Consider the following 16,482-nt stretch of genomic DNA (forward strand, 5'->3'; position numbering starts at 1 on the left):
TGTTATACATCTCAGTCGCATAAAAACGACAGAAGATCAGATCTTCTGCCGTTATATGTCAACCATATTCCGCCTAAATCTGACTTTCAGCCAGCTGTTGACGACTGTTCCACAAAGTAACCAGACGAAGCAAAATGAAACTGATAAGCAGAAGTACTGCTCCGACCAGGATTAACATGAGAGGACTGATAAGCAGCATGCCGCTCGCCTGACCGGCAATCAGCGCAAGCAATGGAATCACCACCAATCCACCGAGTTGATAGGCCTCCTGAAATCCACGTACCTTCGCCGAGATCAGTACATTTAACAAAATGACCACAAGACTGCACGTCGGAACAACCCACAGAACGAGAATGATCCAGTTCAGATTGGGAAACATCCATGCCCCGAACATGGGATACAACAGGATATTGGCAATGATGCCGTAGATAATGAAGGTTACCCAGGATAATAACAGAGAAGGAATAAGGGCAGCTAACACCTTGCCTTTAAATAATGTATCCATACTCATCGGAGTGAACAGAAGACCTTCCAGAGTCTTACGTTCCTTCTCGCCTGCAAAACTGTTGGCCGTCAGAATGCTGGATGCCATCACTGGAATGATGAGAAACAGGGGCGCAAACATGTATAAAGCCAGGTAATAGACAATACGGTGGTTATCCGTAGGCATCGAAGCAAGCTGCGGAATCCGTCCGGCATGGGTTAGGTTATCCAGTGTATCAAGCAGGAAGCTCATATTGCCGAGAGAAGCAAGTTCCATCCTTGAGGCTGTCCAAATGAGTACGGCGGGCATAATGATTCCGATAACCAACGGAACGATCAACATGGGTAGCCAGAGCTGCACGCTGGCTGTGATGGCGCGAATATCTTTACGAACAAGTGCACGTATGGCTTGTCTGTTATTCATGATGGTGTGCCTCCCTGATGGCAAAATAAATACTTTCCAGATCGCTGCCCATAATTCGGGCCTGATAGACTTGTCCACGCTCAGTCAATTGTCGCAGCAGCAACGGAATATCTTCACGAGTTTGAAGCTGGAAAACGGCTTTGTTCGCGGAGACGATCTCCGGTGTATATCCTGCTACCGTTTGCCAGCCATCCGGAATGGTCGCTTCAATTTCAATTCGGGGTGAGGTCAGGTATCGGTTGACGATCTCCTGCTCCGTACCTTCCTCAACCTTGCGCCCCTTTTCCATGAAAATATACCGATCACACACGGCCGATAGCTGGGATAATACGTGAGACGATACGAGAATCGTCATCTGTTCCTCCTGATTTAGCCGACGGATGATTCGGAGGACCATCTGAATCCCGTCCGGGTCAAGCCCATTGGTTGGCTCATCCAGAAAGAGAATGGAGGGGCGGTGCAGCAGCACTCGTGCTAGACCTACGCGTTTTTTCATGCCTGTGCTGTAAGTGCCTACTTTTCGATGTTGATATTCCTTCAATTCGAACAGATCCACGAGCTCGTCAATCCGTTCTTTGGCGCGTTGTACACCGAAAGCTTCAGCGAAAAAGATCAGGTTGTCACGCCCGCTCATATTTTCATACAATCCGCTCTGCTCGGTTAATGTGCCGCAGATGGTGAGTACGTTCTCCGTCTCACGGAAGGGATCAAGGCCGTTAATACTCACTTGCCCACCCGAAGCGCCGAGAACACCGTTCATAATGCGGATCAGGGTGGTTTTGCCCGAACCGTTGGGACCAATCAGCCCGGTAACGCTGCCTTGTTCAACCGTGAAGCTGACATCGTTCAGTGCCTGATGCACTTTAAATTGTTTAGAAATGTTGCGAACTTCAATCATGTACATTCACCGTCCGATCTGAGTTTGGAGATTATACGTCCAGATGAGCTATATCGTTCAAATGGAGGGCCAGAAAATAAAGATTCTCCGTCTTTAGTCCCAAATGTGAGCATTAACTCCACCCTAAAGTCCGTCGAAATCGGGTCTCAGGTTTGTTTTCACTGTGGTCTATACCATGTATTCTAGTTAAAAGGATGCAATATCTCGTTTCATTGCCATCCATAACGTGGTAATTAGACTTAAGGCCTCTTACATATCATGAATGCCTGAATATTCATCTAACGCCGGTCTTGGTTAGCCAAGGCCGGTTTGACGTCGTTACTTGGCGTATCCATCCAATGGAACGCCTCATTTCTTGTGATTACATAACTATTTCGTCTAACACATCATATGAACACTTCCAAGTAGGAAACATCAGATGGGTTTGGACAAGAGGAAGGTGAGCGAAATGGCAGCATCCAATGAGTATCGCTTCCAGGTGAACCTGAGCGGTATGATCCAGATTTTATCGAACCATCTATACAGTAGCCCTAAAGTATTTTTACGTGAATTAATGCAAAATGCGACTGATGCCATTACAGCTCGAACAGAAGCGGAACCGGGATTCCAGGGTGAAGTACGTGTGGAACTGACAGGAACAGGCGAGCAGTTGACTATGATGGTGGAGGACAACGGCATTGGCTTGACAGAAGCCGATATCCATGAGTTTCTTGCGATGATAGGTCAATCCTCGAAGCGTGGGCAGCAGGCCTTTCTGGATGGAGAGACTTCGTTTATCGGGCGATTCGGAATCGGATTATTGTCCTGTTTCATGGTGAGTCATGAAATCGTCATGCTGACGCAATCCGCGAAGGGTGGACCTTCGATGGAGTGGCGGGGTAAGCCCGATGGAACGTATACGATTCGGCAATTGGAGACACAGTTGTCTCCGGGAACGAAAGTATATCTGCGTTGTACACCGGACGCAGCCCATTATTTTGAACCGGAATATGTGAAAGAAGCCTTGTTCTATTACGGAGCGTTGCTGCCTTATCCAGTCATCCTGCATAGTGACGGTGTTCAACATAACGTCAATAGCGAGTCACCGATCTGGTTGATGGATCCTGAGCTTGCACGTGGACGCAGAGCGGAAGTGCTGGCTTTTGGTGAACGATTGCTTGGGGAGAAGTTTCAGGATTTCATTCCACTGACGACGGCTTCAGGCCGTACAGGAGGTATAGCTTTTGTACTGCCGCATGCTGTCAATCTGAATGCCAAGCGCTCCCACCGGGTGTACCTGAAGCGAATGCTGATCTCGGAGAAGGCGGAGAATATTTTGCCGGAATGGGCCTTCTTCGTGAAATGCCTAATCTGGACAGACGAGCTTCAACCAACGGCTTCACGGGAACATTTTTATGAAAATGAAAAGCTGGAAGAGGTTCGCTCCGAACTTGGCGATGCCCTTCGTAAAGGGTTGGCCGACATGGCTGAGCGCCAGACGGAACGGCTGCAAAAGCTGATTCGCCTGCATGCGCTGTCGATGAAAGCACTGGCTGTGCAGGATCAGGAGTTCTATGCCATGATTCATCGCTGGCTTCCGTTTGAAAGTACTCGTGGTCATCGGGAACTGGGTGAGTTGATGAGTGAGGGAGAGACGTTGTACTTCACGACCACGGTGGATGAGTATCGCCAGATTCATCATGTCGCGTCAGCCCAATCGATGTTGGTCATCAACGGTGGATATATCTACGACAGCGATTTGATGGCAATGCTGCCACTAGTGGTGCAGCATGTACAGACGCAGCGGTTGCAGCCGGATGAGGTATCCATGAGTTTCACCGACGTGCCGCCGGCTGAACGGAATCAGTATTATGATGCCTTGCGCCTTGCTGATTCTGCTTTGCAACGTTTCCGCTGCCGTGCAGAGGTCAAGGGCTTCAAGCCAGCAGATCTGCCGGTGCTGTTCACGCTCTCGCAGGAGTCTTCCACGCTGCGTGCATTGGAAAAAGCAAGTGAGGAGAGTACTGAATTGTTCTCATCTGTCCTCGGATCATTGTCATCCGGCATTAGTTCCGCAGGTTATTCGACCCTGTATCTGAACATCAGCAATCCAATTATTCAGCGGGTCCTGACTTCACCGGATGCCCAAATGACTCCGATTGCCATTGAGATGTTGTATGTCAATGCACTAATGATGGGGCATTATGCGATGAATCGGCAGGAGCTTGAGGTGCTGAATCAGGGTATCGTTCGTTTTATTGATTGGGGTTTGCGTGCGAATACAGATCGTAAGGGGGATGCCTGATGAAGACCGAAATGGATTTTGAGGATTTGATGGATGAGGCCTATGGCCTGCCTAATGGAACAGCGAAGCTGGGCATGCTGGAGGAAGCGGCAAGAGTCGCCGATGTGAATGGTATGGAGGAGGAAGCGTACGAAGCACGTTCAGAGATCGTGGAGACCGCGACATTCTGCGGTTATCCGATGAAAGCACTGATTGCTTTTTCCTGGCAGCTGGGCAAGTTTGATCAACAGCCTGAACGTTATGACGAAGAAACGTTAATGTGGTCGTATAAATGGATTTTGGGCGAGTTATCCAGCTTTCCGGAAGTGTCTCGCGATAAAATGATGGAGCTGCTGGAGGACTTTGGACGTCGCTTCAAATCATTTGGGTACAGTGAACGTTCGTATTGGTATTATCGATTCCGCATATCCATGGATCTTGGCGAGCTGGAGGAGGCAGGTACCAGCTATACGAAGTTCAGAAGTATGGATCGTGACTTTATGAGTGATTGTGAAGCCTGTGAGCAGGACGAGATCATGCGCTACTGGTTATTAGCAGGTGATGATGAGAAGGTATTGGAAGCGGCGAAGCCCATTTTGAAAGGACGAATGAGTTGTGCCGAAATTCCGCACCTGACCTTATCAGAGATTTTGATGCCACTATACCGGCTTGGCAGGATTGATGAAGCTGACAAACATCAGGCGAAAGGCTATCGCATGATCAAAGGACATAATGATTTTGTGCAGAGCTTTGCTGAGCAGATGGATTATCTTGCACGCACGAACCCGGCGAAGGGCATCGATGTTCTGGAAGAAAATATAGTGCTTGCGATGGACCATGAAGATCCGTTTGCCAAAATGATGTTTTATGCCAGAGCAGCACAATTGTTGCGCCGCTGGGCTGATGAATCTCCAGGATACCGATTGCGGCTTCCCGCTTCATTCCCTTATGAAGGAGATCCAGGAGATTTGCGTAAACTGGTCGACTATTTTGCGGCATATGCCAAAGCGGCCGCAGACAAATATGACCAGCGGAATGGCAATCAACATGTCTCTTCCATGTTGAGCGAGGTATTTAATTCATAACTTGAGAAGACCTCTTAAGTATCATCGCACCATCAAATGGTACACCAGAAGGTCACCACGCTAGCCAAAACAGGCTTGTTCAGAAGGAGGGTTATCCTCCTTTGAACAAGCCTGTTTATCGTTTTTTATACCGTGAATATAAGGTTGGTGCTCCGGTTATTCAGGAGTTACGGTTGCAGGCGCGGTTGTATCTTCGGCAGGTTCCTCATCTGAGGAAGTTTCCGATGGCGGCTGCTTTGTCATAAGGTCAGCTACGATCTTGTCGGTTGGCTGTGTAAACAGCTGGTACATAATCGCTGCTTCTTCCTGGCGAATCAGTGGTTTGCGGGAGAGGAAATCGACTGATCCATCCTCCAGCACCTTCACTTCAGGCCCCTGGATGCCTAGCTTAACCATCATCTGGATCGCAGGCACAGCCCAGGCATCTGTCTGCCCGGCCAGCTTCACATCCTCGAACAGTTCATTTGGATATTGCAGCTGGAGAGTTCTCCAGATCATCACCATGGCTTCCTGACGTGTGATGACCTGATCCGGTTTGAACTGTTTCTCATCCGCACCCGCGATCATGCCTGATTCATAACCTAGCTGAATGTAACCGGCAGCAGGGTGAGTTGCCCAGTCGGTATCCGCAGGTGGCGTCGTTTTGCTGGCTTTCAGCCCGCTCATTTTAAGGACATCCTCAATGAATTCAGCCCGTGTAACGGCATTTTTGGGTTGAAAAGCTTCACTTGCATCATTGCTATAGTATCCAAGGGATTGCAAACCATAGATGGCTTCAGCATAAGGACTATTCGCCTGGACATCCCGGAAGCCTTGGGGTTTCTGTCCTTTTTTCTCATAACCCATTGGGTTGAGATAAGGTTCTTTCATATAGATGGTTCCATCAGCATTTTCCTTGAACGCCGTGAACTGGCCTGTTAATTCGTCCTTGAAGAGATTATCTTCAACCTGAATCAGGGTACGTGGGCCAAGGAAGACGTCGGAAATGCTCAATTGTCCAGGTTCTTTGCCGCCATCTTTCAGGGAACTGACGATGGTGCTCAGTCGCAGATCTGCGTATAGCCCAGCGAAGCGTTGCAGCTCATCCGCAGTTTGAGGTGTATAGTCTTTGAACTTAACGGGCTCCGCATATTGCGGGAAGAACGTTTGGATAAAGGCAGGATAGAAGAGATTACGAAGTGCTCCCGTTTGGTTGTAAGTAAGGAAGACACCTGTGTTTTGCTCAGGAATAAGGAAGAGATAAGAGCTGAATCCGATTAGGTCGCCAGCCTTGGTGATAATTTTGGAACTGCTGCCTGCACCCGGAAGCTGAAAAGCAGCTTCAAATCCATAAGTGGTATTGGGCAGCAGCGGATGAATGGAAGAACGGTATTGTTCCATGCTTTTTACCGTAGATTCTTTCCAAATACGTTCGTTATCCTTCACGCCATCATTCAGGAAAGCGATCATGAAATTCCCAATATCCTCTGCCGTTGAGAGCATGCCGCCTTGAGGCATAGGTGTTGGAGAAAGGGTGTACAGGTCGAGTGGATTATGGCCCGCATCATAGGCTGTTGCAAGTTGGTTTTTGAACTTGCCGTTCAGCATGAAACTGCTGTTATCCATACCCAGAGGTTTGAAAATATGCTGCTGCATATACGATTCAAACGGCTCGACGCTCACATTCTCCACAATCATGCCAAGCAGTAGGAAGGAGAAGTTGTCGTACATGTAGGCGCTACCAGGTTCTCTAACGACAGGTGGCATATGTAACTTGGCATAATCCTTCATCGATACACTTTTGTCAAAGTCAGCATGGATGTCTTCCTGCTGCGGGTCGCGAATCTCGAATCCGGTGGTGTGTGTGAGCAGATTCTCTACCGTTACAGGTTTGTCAAAAGGATTATCGAATTGCAGTCCTTTCACATAGGTCTGGAAATCAGCCTTTAAATCCACCTTGCCTTGCTCTACGAGCTGCATGACAGCGGCTGATGTGAATGTTTTGGAGACCGAAGCGATACGAAAGATGGTATTTTTCGGATCAACGGGCTCTTTGCTCTCCAGATCGGAATATCCATACCCTTTCTCTGCAACGACTTTTCCATCTTTGACAACGACTACGGAAGCACCAACATATTGGGCTTTCGCTTCGGCGGAATCAAAAAATGTATCCAGAAAGGCTGTCGCGGACTCTGTTGTCAGCGCTGTCACTTTTCCTTTTTCATTGACCGCAGCAGGTGCGGTTTCCGCCTGCACGGCGGGTGCCCATAGACTGAGGGACAGGACCAACGCCATGAACGCCCCCGTTATGGAGGTGAGCCTGAAGCGGGTGCTTTGATCGGATAAATGCATGTAAACACTCCTTCAAAAGAAAATTTTGTGAAAGGAACTCTCCTGTTTATTACTGATTACTGGACCGATAGGTTTCAAGAGAGTAGATTGTGATATCCATACCTCAATAAAACTCACAACAATCAGGAGCAAAATACAGCATAGAGGAGCCGGAAATTTAGGAGGCGTCTGCGCATGGTTGTGGTTCACTTTGACCCGTTGACGGGCGGAGCGACTGCCGGAAAAATACGAGAGCACCGATACCCATAAATACGTACAGGCCAGCCATTGCATAAGAAGGCAGAAAGGCACCAATCGTCAGCCCAAGACTACCCAGCAGAGCGGCTGCATTATAACTCATGCCGTCTGCAGCCATATAGGCAGCACGGTCAGATTCAGGAATCATGCCAGCAAGCATGACCTGACGAACAGGCGCATACATGAGCTCACCAATGGTTAGCAGTACAGCGGATGTGATAAGCAGCCAGGCCCAATTGCTGAAAGCGAGCACGGCAAAACCAGTAGTGTACAGACACATTCCGACAGTCATGATATATCTGGACTGAAAGCGCCCCATCCATTTGGAGAATGGAATGGCCATGATTACGACGAGTACAGTGTTAATCGCCATGATCAGACTGAACATCTGCAGACCTGAGATATCCCAATGGAACAGTTGGGCGTTGAATTCACTTTTCAGACGAACGGCGATGTATTTATCCATTTGGAATTCCAAAGAGACAGCCAGCACTGTTGCGGTGAAAAACACCATAAAACGTTTGTCCCTAAATACACCGCCATACGTTTTCAGTATATTCCTATTAATCGGGGCATCAAGCTGATTGGAGTGTCTACTATCCATTGTTTCATGAATATAGAATAAGAGAATAAATAGTGTAACCAGGCTCTCTATGCATACCAGACTGAATAAAATGAAGCGAAAGGACTCGAACAATAATCCGCCCATCAGCGCACCAATCGTAACGGCAACGTTGGTGGTCCAATACTGCAGCCCATAGACATAATGACGTTCATGTTCACTGCTCACGTCTACAATCATGGCATTGGCAATGGGCCCAGTGATACCCGAACTGATGCTGCTAAGCAGAAACATGGCACAAGTTAAAGGAACGGAGTCCATCCATGGGGAGTTGGCGGCAGCCAGCCAGAACAGGGCGAATACCTGCAATATTTGGGCGATGACCATCAGTTTCTTGCGTCCGACTCGGTCAGACCAGTATCCTGCGCCCAAGCCAACGATCATGGAGGCCACAATATTAACGGTTAACAGCATACCTGCCCAGCCTGCACCAATCTGGGCACTCAGATAAATCGCCATAAAAGGAATAATGGATTTCTGAGTTAGATCCGTAAAAAAATCAGTAATGATACGAATCTTGATGTTGCGATGCAAATCAGTATATTTCATGTGCAGTTCTCTTCCTTCCCGCTGGTGTTGTCGATGTACCTGAGTATAATGGAAGAAAACCTGAAGAAAAACTGTAGAAGCGTACGAGTCAATTTCGCATTTTACGCAGGGGAAGGAAGGCAGGGATAGTTGTGGAGGTCATGGATCATTATATTCAGCTTCGCATGGCCTTTTCGAATGTAGACGAAGAGGAAGAAATACATACAACGATTGGTGAACTGGCAAATCATTTATGTTGTACGATGCGCAATATGAATCTGATTATGAACAAATTTATGGATCATGGCTGGATCAGATGGAGCCCACAGCGCGGCAGAGGGAAGTCATCGGTGCTCGTTTTTTGCCATCCTCTGTTACAGGCTGTTCAGGAACGATTCGACCGACTATTGCAAGGCAACAAGCTGGAAGAGGCCTATGCGTTGGCTTCAGCAATGCCGTTCTCGATGCGAGAAATATTGATGCAAGGATTACATGGCCAGTTCGGTCTGCGTTCCGTTCACGGCACTCAAGGAAGAGTTGATACACTGCGAATTCCACAGGAGACGGCTTTTGAGACATTGGACCCGACCCGGGCTTACATGTGGGGAGAAGTTGGAATTGTTGCGGAGGTATTTGATCGCTTGGTGCAGTACAACGCTGAACGCCAAGTCTGTGAACCGAGTCTTGCCGTTGCATGGGAGAGCAACCCTGAGGGAACAGAGTGGATCTTTTATTTGCACAAAGGAATACTCTTTCACCATGGCAGGATGCTTGATGCAGAGGACGTAAGATATACATTTGAACGAATTATTTCCGATCAGGAGAACCCTTGCAAGTCACTGTTTGGTTCCATTCATCACATAGAAACGTTCGACGAGTTAACGGTGCGCTTTGTGTTGCGGTTTCCTAACTTCATGCTCCCGGATATGATGAGCAGCATGAATGCATCCATCTTGCCCCGTGATGTGGAGCTTGACCCGATGTATCCGATTGGTACCGGGCCTTACCGATTGACACGTAATCATCCCAAGCTGCTTGTGCTGGAGGTGTTCCCTTCCTATTTCAGGGGGCGGGCGTTTATTGATCGGGTTGAAATATGGCAGCTTCCCCAGACGGGTCGAGTGGAGTCGGTGATCAAACAGGACTTGTTTCCAGACGGACAGGCTCGCTTGATTCAACATGAGGTTCAGGGCGGTGTGTTTATGACTTTTAATATGCGAAAAGAAGGCCCGCAGCAGGATTTATACTTTCGTCAGGCTGTTCAGCAACTAATGGATCCACAGGAGATGATGGGGGCATTGGCACACACAGGTGTGCAGGCTGCATATAGCTTGGTTCGGGACAAGTCCAAGGAAAAGCAGATGCTTGAACGGATAGGATCGAAACCAACAGCCCTCTCAGCTGACTCTTCTCTCGAAAGAGCTTCAGAGCTGTTACAACGCAGCTGTTACGCAGGCCAGATCGTGAATGTGTGGGTAGAGGAAGGCGAGAAAATGGAGACAGACATGGCCTGGTTCGCACAGCGTTGTGCGCTTATTGGACTGAAAGTGAGTTTTACGCCAGGTAATCCGGTAGATGCCGTATACCATGATGAATTCGCCTCTTATGATGTGATTTATACGGGTGAAGTGTTCGGTGAGCATGTGACGCTGAGTCTACTAACGATGTATACGTTTCATAATACGCTGTTCCTCATGGCACTGGATGACGAGCGAAAAAGCGAGCTGGAACGTGAATGCAGACACGTCGTTATGATTCAGGATAGTGCTGAGCGATTTCGTACGCTGATGAGGTTGGAGGAGCGACTCATTCAAGATGCCTTGCTCCTGCCTACATACAGCTTTAGGGAAGAACATGCACACCACGTTTCGCTTCAGGATTATCGTGTAGTAGCATTCGGTATGCCTGATCTGCGTCGATTGTGGGTGAAGAGAAGTCCAAATATAGAAGATGATACTGCGAGTTATCCGGCGTATATCCCATTGTGGTAAAGAGTGTAATTACTACAATGGGATAGGCCGGTGGGGATGTTTTTATACTGTAGGTGTCTTTATAAATTCAATTGGATTCGTGCCAGGTTCGAGCAACAACGGAATGGATAGAGAGCTTATGGTATCTTGTTCATCTGTCTTAAACGTAAAGGTGATTTTCAAGCCAAACAGGATAAATTCCACAGAAAATGTATCATTTCCAGTGTATTCCATAGGCATCTCAATGGCATTCAATGTGGCCTGTAACCCATCATTCGACTGTTGAATAACGATTTCGCCGTAACCTGGATGGGTATAACTTCCCGCATACGCATGGATAGGACGATCATGGGGATGAACCTGAGTATCCACTGGTTTTTCCTCAACAGAGGTTTCTGGAGTAGTTGGTGTTTCTATGGTGTTTGTTGCTGCTTCGGAATCGGTTGATTCTCCAGTCATTAATTTGGCTAATCTCTCGCTCCAATCTACAGGTTCCAATTCAAGCAAACGATCAATAACGTTAAAAGAAATCGTGTAGGGAAGAATACTCCCATGGGTATTGCAAAGGACTACAACACCGATCTGTTCCTCCGGTAAAAAGGCGACCTGAGAAGCGAATCCATCAATTGCCCCACCGTGATGAATCATGGCGTGTCCGCGATAAGAATCAATCATCCAGCCCAGACCATACGTGCTAACAGGCAACTCTTTGCAGTGGAATGGTGAATCACTAGCCATTTGCGGGCTGTGTGTAATAGCCAACTGTTCTTTGGAAATCAGCTGTTTCCCACCCTGTTGCCCTTGATTCAATTGAAATTGCACCCAGGCGATCATATCGACCAGATTGCTGTTAATGGAGCCAGCAGGCCCTACGGCATCTATTTTCCGAAAAGGTATCCGCGTATTCTCACCGTTTTGATCCATATAAGGGAAGGCGAAGTCAGGTTGATTCTGCATCTCATCGACAGAGAAGACACTTGAATTCATACCAAGTGGGTTAAACAGGGACTCCTGGACGACATTCTCCCATGAAGTTCCTTTGAGTTGCCCCACCAGATAACCAGCGGCCATATACATCAGGTTCTGGTATTGCCACTTGTTCCGAAAGTCCTCATTAGGCTCCAGATATTGAAGAGCGTTTACAAGTTCTTCTCTGCTCCGTGATGAGTTGTACCATACCATCTCGTGCCTTGGAAGTCCGGAGCGATGACAGAGCATATCGCGAATGGTCAGGCGTTCTGTAGCTACCGGATCGAACATTTTGAAGTCTTTCAAATACGTTCTGACAGGCGTGTCCCACTTCAGGATGTCCTGATCGACGAGCAGGGCAGCGGTAGATGCTGTGAAGGCTTTGGTACTTGAACCGATCGCGAATAGGGTATGGGGTGTAACTTCAAGCTTGGACTCTAGGTCGCGATAACCGTATCCTTTTTGCAAAATGACTTCATTCTTGTGGATAACCGCTACAGCCACACCTACTCCTTTCCAACGTTGAAGCTGCTCTTCCACAAAATCATCCAATCCATTCAGTAATGAGTGAAGGTAGGTTGTGTTCATTATTTTCCTCCAATTTAAAATAGAGTTGTACATCAATCAAGCTACATAATCGTGGTATGTAATTACATTGGTTGGGTTGTTATCTGTATTTACTATGAAGAATCTGGTTGGATTTTACATCCTACCCGAGACTGATTTTGTTACCAGATAGGGTATTGCGGCACTGGATGATGGAATGCTTGTCAAACTAGTCCGCATATATCGAACAAGTCCCTCATAACATGTACTAATCAAGTAGGGGTTCTGCTGTACGCACAATCCTGAAGTGAAAACATGTGCTAAAGGGGATGATGTCATGCGCCGAATATCATGGATGCTTGCCATGGTATTGGTCTTATCGACCTTACTTGCCGCCTGCGGGAAGAAGGATGCGGCAGCCGTGGTCAAAGATCTGAACGAAGTCGTAGGAGAAATGGAAAGTTATCAGGGGGCAGGCGTTATGACGCTGCATACCGGAGATACGCCGCAGCAGTACAAGGTCGAGGTATGGCATCAAAAGCCTTCGTATTATCGTATCGCATTAACGAATGCCAAAAAGGATGTAACACAAATTGTACTGCGCAATGATGAGGGCGTATTTGTCCTGACACCGAGTCAGAACAAAAGCTTCCGTTTCCAGAGTAACTGGCCGGATAACCAAGGCCAGGTTTACCTCTACGAGACGCTGATCCGCAGCATAACAGGTGATTCGACCCGCCAGTTTGCCGATGAGAAGGAAAGCTATGTATTCGATGTAGCTGCCAACTACAATACACATGCATTGGTCAGACAGAAAATATGGTTAAACAAAAGCGATTACGCTCCAAAACAGGTAGAAGTATCCGACTCGAATGCCAATGTGGTGGTCGATGTGAAGTTTGATAGCTTCAAATTTGGTACTGAATTTGAGAAAGACGCGTTTGACATGCAGCGTAATATGACTGCTGCTTCAGAAAATGGTGGCAAGGCTGGTACTGACTCAGGCGCGGCTCCTGCTGGGGATGGTAAAGAAACTACCAATCCTCAAGCTGCAACAGAGGAAGGTTCTGCAGCGAATCCGAGCGGAACTGTTAGTGACGGACAGACGGGTGTGAGTGATAACGCTGAGCAGCAAGGTTCAGAAGATCCAGCCAGCGGGCAAGGAACCGAAGAACCTACATCGGCCGAGCCGGAAGGTTCGGATAGCTTCGGAGTTATTCAGCCGACCTATGCACCGGAAGGAGTTAAGCTGAAAGACGATCAGATCGTGGAAGGATCAGGAGACTATTCGGTTATGCTTCGCTACGAAGGAACATATAATTACACGATCTTTGAGGCGCGGCCTCAGGACAGAGCTGTATCGCTTGCCCCATCGCGTGTTCTGGATCTTGGATTTACCCTCGGAATGATAAGTGGAGATGCGTTGCAGACACTCACATGGATGTCAGACGGAGTGGAGTACAGGATTACAAGCGCAGATTTGCCAGATAACGAGATGATACAGATTGCGACTTCAATGCAGGAAGAGTCAGGGAAATGATTTGCAAAGTATAGTCGTCCTAACATAAGGAATGCTAAGAAGCATCGGAGATATTCTCCGGTGCTTTGCTGCATTTAGAGGTCATCTTTCCTGTTTTATAGCTGTGATTCACAGGATTTGATTTCAGTTAAAGCTATGTGTATCAACAGCCAATGATCCTGCGTAAGATAAGCAAGGATTAGGTCCAGTGTACTCAATAATGCAAAACACGCTTCTACGCGGGAGGAACCGGGTAAATAATACGATATAAGCAGATGAGTTACGTTATGGAGAGATGAATATCTCGTTCATGGTCTGGCTTATGGGTCTTATTCCGCGTTTGCTCCCGACTTCAGGATAGTGCTCCTGTATGTGTTTTGGACTGCAGATCTTCCGTTCATTTGACAGTCACATGCTTGAGCATTACGATGGAGTCTGACGTGAGCCGGATTAAGATGATTAGAGAAGGTGACTTAACGTGCAAGAACAATATCGGCCGACCCAAGCGGAAATCAATTTGGATCATTTGTGCAACAACGTAGACGCTTTCCGTGAAACATTGCCGCAAGGCAAGAAACTGCTCGCTTGTGTGAAGGCAAACGCCTATGGACATGGAGCTGTGGAGATGGCCAGAGAACTGGAACGAGTTGGCGTGGATTACTTAAGTGTAGCTTTTCTTGACGAAGCGCTTGAATTGCGACAACACGGAATTACCCTTCCGATTCTGGTATTGGGCTACACGCCGCCAGAAGGCATCGCTGAAGCCTGGAAACATGATGTAACCATTACGCTGTTCAGTAAGGAAGTACTCGAAGCCATTCAACATCTGGAGACGGGCACATCCTCTCGTAAGCTCAAGGTTCACATCAAAATCGACAGCGGCATGGGCAGACTTGGGCTGTTGCCTGGCGATGAGGCGCTTGCATTCATTCAGGAAGTAGCCAATCTGAAGCAGGTTATGCTTGAAGGCATGTTTACCCATTTTGCCAAGGCGGATGAAAAAGACAAGACCTATACACTGGAGCAGTATCGACGGTTCCAAGGCGTGGTTGATGCGCTGCGGGATCAGGGATGTGTCATCCCGATTATACATACGGCGAACAGCGCCGCTACCATTGATACGCCGGAGTTGTCCTACAATATGGTACGTGTGGGCATTAGTCTGTACGGATTGTATCCTTCGGGAGAGGTGAATCATCAGGTAGTGAAGCTGTCCCCGGTATTGACACTGAAGACGAAGGCGGTTCTGGTCAAAACGCTGCCACCTCACTGGGGTGTCAGCTACGGAACCCGTTATGTAACACAAGGGAACGAACGAATAGCGACCCTGCCTATCGGCTATGCAGACGGATTTTCAAGAATGCTGTCAGGTAAAGCACAAGTACTTGTGCGCGGCCGCCGCGTTCCCGTCGTCGGTACGATCTGCATGGATCAGTGTATGGTGTCGCTACAATCTTTTGCAGCAGAAGCAGAAGAAATTCAAGCCGGCGAAGAGGTTGTTCTCATCGGTCACCAATCGGGTGCAGTCATAACTGCAGACGAGGTGGCATCTCAGCTCGGTACGATTCCCTACGAAGTGGTCTGCATGATGGCGCACCGAATCCCGCGGGTTTATACCCGTAATGGAGCAGTAGTCGCCAGAATCAACCCTCTTTTGACATCCTGATAGCAAGACTGGACGCTATTTCCAATAAACTTTTTTCAGAACAGAAGGAAAACTGTCGGAGCATCTCGAATTATGAATGATAACTGGGATGAAAAATCCTGAAAAGAGATGTTTGGTCTGTACGAATATTGTTCCCCGTGTTTATAATGGAGTACAGCATACTTGATATACTCGGGGCATATATATTCCTTTGTATAAAAGTTCTGGAAAAACGTAATACTGGTTCACAATGGCGAAAGGTTTGTGGGGGTGGAAGAAAGGTGGCCAACTTGCAGAACACCAAGCGGATCATGATCAGTTTGCCTGATTATCTTTTGCAAGAAGTGGATGGCATCGTAGCGCTGGAGAATTCCAACCGCAGCGAATTGATTAGGCAGGCCATGAAGCTGTATTTGACGGAGCGTAAGAAACGTTACATCCGTGAATCGATGCAGCGAGGGTACATGGAGATGGCGAAGATTAACCTCACCATGGCATCCGAGGCCTTTCACGCGGAGGAAGATGCGGACAGCACTCTGGACCGCTTAGTTAGCGGGGTGTAGACATTGATCGTAAAACGCGGTGACGTTTTTTTTGCGGATCTTTCTCCCGTTGTCGGTTCCGAGCAAGGTGGAGTCAGGCCGGTTCTGGTCATCCAGAATGACATCGGCAACCGGTTTAGTCCTACTTGTATTGTGGCGGCGATCACCGCCCAGATCCAAAAGGCAAAGCTGCCGACGCATGTGGAGATTGATGCGGCGGCACACGGCTTTGACCGGGACTCGGTTATTTTGCTCGAACAAATACGGACGATTGATAAGCAAAGGCTGACCGACAAGATTACCCATCTGGACGAGGAGACCATGAAACTGGTCAACGAAGCCTTACAGATCAGCCTAGGTTTAATCGATTTTTAAGGCATCAGGCAGTTGTTTCTTTGTTCTGCCGTGCCATCCGTAGAC

Annotated in this window: 12 protein-coding genes; 7 read left to right on the forward strand and 5 right to left on the reverse strand. The window is 47.9% G+C overall.

What is annotated here, in order from left to right; genetic code table 11:
- Positions 1 to 73 precede the first annotated feature (73 nt).
- Together G3352_RS11080 and G3352_RS11085 are read right to left on the reverse strand one after the other, a co-directional pair.
- The gene (locus G3352_RS11080) at positions 74 to 907 is read right to left on the reverse strand and encodes an ABC transporter permease subunit (protein WP_163756438.1); all 834 of its coding nucleotides are present in this window, start codon (positions 905 to 907) and stop codon (positions 74 to 76) included.
- Positions 900 to 1,805, reverse strand: a complete 906-nt coding sequence (locus tag G3352_RS11085; protein WP_163756440.1) for an ABC transporter ATP-binding protein — start codon at positions 1,803 to 1,805, stop codon at positions 900 to 902. Before G3352_RS11085 ends, G3352_RS11080 begins: the two co-directional genes overlap by 8 nt.
- Before the next feature lie 448 nt (positions 1,806 to 2,253).
- Here G3352_RS11085 and G3352_RS11090 point away from each other — a divergent pair, with 448 nt between their 5' ends.
- The gene (locus tag G3352_RS11090; RefSeq protein ID WP_163756442.1) at positions 2,254 to 4,089 is read left to right on the forward strand and encodes an HSP90 family protein; all 1,836 of its coding nucleotides are present in this window, start codon (positions 2,254 to 2,256) and stop codon (positions 4,087 to 4,089) included.
- Positions 4,089 to 5,153, forward strand: coding sequence for a hypothetical protein (locus G3352_RS11095; protein ID WP_163756444.1), 1,065 nt, complete (start codon positions 4,089 to 4,091; stop codon positions 5,151 to 5,153). The genes G3352_RS11090 and G3352_RS11095 overlap by 1 nt, the downstream gene beginning before the upstream one ends.
- 156 nt (positions 5,154 to 5,309) lie before the next feature.
- Here G3352_RS11095 and G3352_RS11100 read toward each other — a convergent pair whose 3' ends face one another.
- Both G3352_RS11100 and G3352_RS11105 read right to left on the reverse strand, forming a co-directional pair.
- On the reverse strand, positions 5,310 to 7,484 hold the full coding sequence (locus tag G3352_RS11100) for a serine hydrolase domain-containing protein (RefSeq protein WP_163756446.1): 2,175 nt from the start codon (positions 7,482 to 7,484) through the stop codon (positions 5,310 to 5,312).
- A 157-nt stretch (positions 7,485 to 7,641) separates the two neighbouring features.
- Positions 7,642 to 8,892: an MDR family MFS transporter gene (locus tag G3352_RS11105; RefSeq protein ID WP_163756448.1), complete on the reverse strand. Its 1,251-nt coding sequence runs from the start codon at positions 8,890 to 8,892 to the stop codon at positions 7,642 to 7,644.
- A gap of 140 nt (positions 8,893 to 9,032) precedes the next feature.
- Here G3352_RS11105 and G3352_RS11110 point away from each other — a divergent pair, with 140 nt between their 5' ends.
- A complete protein-coding gene (locus G3352_RS11110) occupies positions 9,033 to 10,862 on the forward strand; it encodes an ABC transporter substrate-binding protein (RefSeq protein ID WP_163756450.1) in 1,830 nt (609 codons plus the stop codon).
- Between the two features lie 42 nt (positions 10,863 to 10,904).
- Here the strand turns inward: G3352_RS11110 and G3352_RS11115 are convergent, their stop codons facing one another.
- On the reverse strand, positions 10,905 to 12,398 hold the full coding sequence (locus tag G3352_RS11115; protein ID WP_163756452.1) for a serine hydrolase: 1,494 nt from the start codon (positions 12,396 to 12,398) through the stop codon (positions 10,905 to 10,907).
- 295 nt (positions 12,399 to 12,693) lie between these two features.
- On the opposite strand from G3352_RS11115, the gene G3352_RS11120 reads away from it, so the two are divergent.
- The 4 genes from G3352_RS11120 to G3352_RS11135 all read left to right on the forward strand — a co-directional run bounded on the left by G3352_RS11120 (position 12,694) and on the right by G3352_RS11135 (position 16,437).
- Complete coding sequence (locus G3352_RS11120; RefSeq protein WP_163756455.1) at positions 12,694 to 13,896, forward strand: outer membrane lipoprotein-sorting protein; 1,203 nt, start codon at positions 12,694 to 12,696, stop codon at positions 13,894 to 13,896.
- Positions 13,897 to 14,353: 457 nt separating this feature from the next.
- A complete protein-coding gene (gene alr / locus G3352_RS11125; RefSeq protein ID WP_163756456.1) occupies positions 14,354 to 15,541 on the forward strand; it encodes an alanine racemase in 1,188 nt (395 codons plus the stop codon).
- Between the two features lie 260 nt (positions 15,542 to 15,801).
- A complete protein-coding gene (locus G3352_RS11130) occupies positions 15,802 to 16,083 on the forward strand; it encodes a CopG family ribbon-helix-helix protein (RefSeq protein ID WP_024630715.1) in 282 nt (93 codons plus the stop codon).
- A gap of 3 nt (positions 16,084 to 16,086) precedes the next feature.
- Complete coding sequence (locus G3352_RS11135) at positions 16,087 to 16,437, forward strand: type II toxin-antitoxin system PemK/MazF family toxin (RefSeq protein ID WP_024630714.1); 351 nt, start codon at positions 16,087 to 16,089, stop codon at positions 16,435 to 16,437.
- The last annotated feature ends 45 nt before the right edge of the window (positions 16,438 to 16,482 follow it).

The sequence above is a fragment of the Paenibacillus sp. ALJ109b genome, assembly GCF_010747435.1.
Classification (GTDB): domain Bacteria; phylum Bacillota; class Bacilli; order Paenibacillales; family Paenibacillaceae; genus Paenibacillus; species Paenibacillus taichungensis.